Origin of the sequence: Lysinibacillus sp., from assembly GCF_032093475.1 — a bacterium.
Taxonomy (GTDB): Bacteria; Bacillota; Bacilli; order Bacillales_A; family Planococcaceae; genus Lysinibacillus; species Lysinibacillus irui.
In genome coordinates this window covers 1-3,060 of sequence record NZ_DAMDAY010000213.1, presented here as the reverse complement: position 1 = coordinate 3,060, position 3,060 = coordinate 1, and the positions used below count along the sequence as shown (strand labels likewise).

The 3,060-nt window shown below is 37.2% G+C and carries 4 protein-coding genes; 1 reads left to right on the top strand and 3 read right to left on the bottom strand.

Annotated features, from left to right (window positions below; genetic code table 11):
- Positions 1 to 267 precede the first annotated feature (267 nt).
- Complete coding sequence (locus RT445_RS23480) at positions 268 to 507, bottom strand: IDEAL domain-containing protein (RefSeq protein WP_274795661.1); 240 nt, start codon at positions 505 to 507, stop codon at positions 268 to 270.
- A gap of 226 nt (positions 508 to 733) precedes the next feature.
- On the opposite strand from RT445_RS23480, the gene RT445_RS23475 reads away from it, so the two are divergent.
- Positions 734 to 1,243 (top strand): competence protein ComK, encoded by a 510-nt coding sequence (locus RT445_RS23475; protein WP_312504869.1) that lies wholly within the window; start codon positions 734 to 736, stop codon positions 1,241 to 1,243.
- Between the two features lie 45 nt (positions 1,244 to 1,288).
- Here the strand turns inward: RT445_RS23475 and prfB are convergent.
- Together prfB and RT445_RS23465 are read right to left on the bottom strand one after the other, a co-directional pair.
- Positions 1,289 to 2,393 (bottom strand): peptide chain release factor 2 gene (gene prfB / locus RT445_RS23470; protein ID WP_396631728.1). Its coding sequence is split into 2 segments (ribosomal slippage): positions 1,289 to 2,317 and positions 2,319 to 2,393, totalling 1,104 coding nucleotides; the frame shifts between segments, so codons are not numbered across the junction.
- Between the two features lie 130 nt (positions 2,394 to 2,523).
- Positions 2,524 to 3,057 (bottom strand): competence protein ComK, encoded by a 534-nt coding sequence (locus RT445_RS23465; RefSeq protein ID WP_312504870.1) that lies wholly within the window; start codon positions 3,055 to 3,057, stop codon positions 2,524 to 2,526.
- Between the last annotated feature and the right edge of the window lie 3 nt (positions 3,058 to 3,060).

Sequence of the window (3,060 nt, the reverse complement as noted above, 5' to 3'; positions counted from 1 at the left end):
TTTTGGAGCGGTTCTCCTCCTTTTATGAGCGGGGACATTCACTTTTGGAGCGGTTATCTTCTCTTTACGAGCGGAGGACTACACTTTTGGAGCGCTCTTCTTATTTTACGAGCAAAGTCACTAATCCCCGAGTAGGTTTTCTATATTCTCCCTCAAATCACTTCCCCCTCTTTCAAACAAAAACCTATCATCAATAAACTCACCAACTATCACTCCAATAAAAAATCCCGCTCTCCAATAGATCTGAGAGCGGGTTCGTCCATATGATTATTCTTCTGTTTGCTGCAAGGAATTTAGTTCGGCTGCGTATTGATAAAATGCGTGTTCATCCTTTTCATCGAGTGCTCTATCAATCAGAACCATGAGCTGCTCTTGACGATGCATACGCTGGATACGATTTAAAAATAGATCTAAATAAATCTCGTTTAATAATTTCTCTGCCTCATCAACTTTTTTTGACTGACCAACGGCTTTTAGAAAATCGGTATACGAATAATATTTATCCAACGATCTCACCTCGATCCTTTTCTAAATTATATGAAAATTGAAACTAAAATGCAATGCTTACGAATCGAAAATAACTTGGATTCGCTATTAATCTCTTGAGATTTAAAGCAAATTCTCTAAGCATTTCATTCTTTTCTGAGTGCCCTTTAGCTATTTCCTCTATTTCAATAAATCCATTTTCTGTTCTACACTACCGTTAACAATAGAAAAAGGAGGCATTTCCCATATGACTGGCAATTTTGTAAATGGTTACTTAATTTCATTTAATACTTACATGCTACAACCTATTCAGCACGATACAAAAATTTTCACCCATGTGATTGACAAACATAATGAACTAATTGTTACACGCAAACCAATGCATGTGCTTCGCAAATCTTGCATCTCTTTAGGCACAACCTATGAAGCGGCAAAACAATCGGCTAAACGTTTCTTTGGCAATCAACATAAGCTACCAATCGTCGTGGCCTTTGATTATGGGTATCCCTGTATATTTCTACCAACCTATTCACCGAATTCCATTCACAATATATGGATTGGATTACATGCAATTATTAATATCACACCTAGTCAATCGGGGTGTATCGTTACATTAAAAAATGAGAAACAAATTGAGTTACCTATTCAGTATGCTTCTATTAGTAAACAGTTTGTGAACGCATCCATGCTCTATAAATACTATATGAATGAACGAAAACAGCTTAACCAAGATGCACCCTATCATCCACCCTTTTAAATAGAAAATCCCCCAAGAGCACCTCACTCTTGGGGGATATATTTATTAATTAATTTTAGATCGTAAAAAGGCATTAATAAATGGATCTAAATCGCCGTCCATTACTGCACCGACATTACCTGTCTCTTCATTCGTACGATGGTCCTTCACCATAGAGTATGGATGGAACACATAAGAACGAATTTGTGAGCCCCAGCCGATTTCCTTTTGCTCACCACGTATTTCATCTAGCTGAGCCTGCTGCTTATCAAGCTCTAATTGATATAATTTACCCTTTAACATAGTCATCGCTTTTTCACGGTTTTTAATCTGTGAACGTTCTGCTTGACATTGTACAACGGTACCAGTCGGGATATGTGTAATACGAACTGCTGAATCCGTCGTATTTATATGCTGACCACCTGCACCTGTTGCACGGTACGTATCAATTTTTAAATCCTCTGTACGAATATCGATTTCAATATTGTCATCAAACTCTGGCATAACATCACAAGAAACGAATGATGTATGGCGGCGACCAGACGAATCAAATGGTGAAATACGTACTAAACGATGTACACCTTTTTCAGCCTGTAAATAACCAAAAGCATTGTGACCTTTAATAGACAAGGTAACCGATTTAATCCCAGCTTCATCACCTGGAAGATAATCGACTGTCTCCACTTTAAAGCCACGTTTTTCTGCCCATCGAGTATACATACGTAACAGCATCGAACCCCAGTCCTGTGATTCCGTTCCACCTGCACCAGGATGTAGCTCTAAAATGGCATTGTTTTGATCATATGGACCACTTAATAGCAATTGGAGCTCAAAGTCTCCTATTTTTTGTTGGAATTCTGCTAGCTCTTTGCCTAGTTCTTCCTGTAATTCTTCATCTGGCTCTTCACGTAAAAGTTCCAGTGTCATATCTAAATTTTCATGTGTTTCCACTAAATCTTTATATTCATTGACGATTGCTTTCAAGCCATTTCCTTCATTGATGATTACCTGTGCACCTTGTTGATCATCCCAAAAACCTGGCTCTAGCATCATTTCATCTAGCTCCTGAATACGTGCCTCTTTGTTTTCTAAGTCAAAGAGACCCCCTAAAGTCTGCCAATTTTTTGGCTGTAGTGTCTAACACATTGCGTACATCTGCTAATTCAATCATTGTTAAATCCTCCGAACGTTAGTAATGGAGCTAAAAATTAATTTACAAAGCTCCGTATTTTTTTATTATAACGTTTTTACAAAGGAAAACATACTATCTAGCAGCTGTTAATTGTATTAATTCAACGATCTTATTTCTCGTCCTCAAGCATATTAAGAGCCATTCGCTGAAATACTTTCACACGATCATACTGTACAAGTAAATGCTTTGTGCGTTTCTCTAATCTATACTTTAATAAAAATGCTCTCTGTATCCGGTACTCAAGAACTTTCTCACTGATATCCACAATAATTTCCTTGCCATTCACAAAAGTGATCTTCGTCCTCTTTTTATCCACAGCTGAATATTCATCAATATGATGAACAGCAAACCATATACATAGCGGATGTAGTGGTGACCTGCTTGGACACCATAAAATATTCCCGCGTTCATCTACTATGATTGGGTTTTTATTAAGCTTACCTAGAATCATTTTTGATCCATCGAAAGCTCCTCTTAAACTAGAACCAAAATAACGAAGATTATAGTCCAATAACTTTGTCGGAGCTAGTTTAGATATATATTCATTATTTTTCTCGTACACCCGCGTACATAAATTTCCAAAGGAATCATATACAGGCATATACAACATGGTTTCACTACTCATAATATCTTTTTTATGCATCCA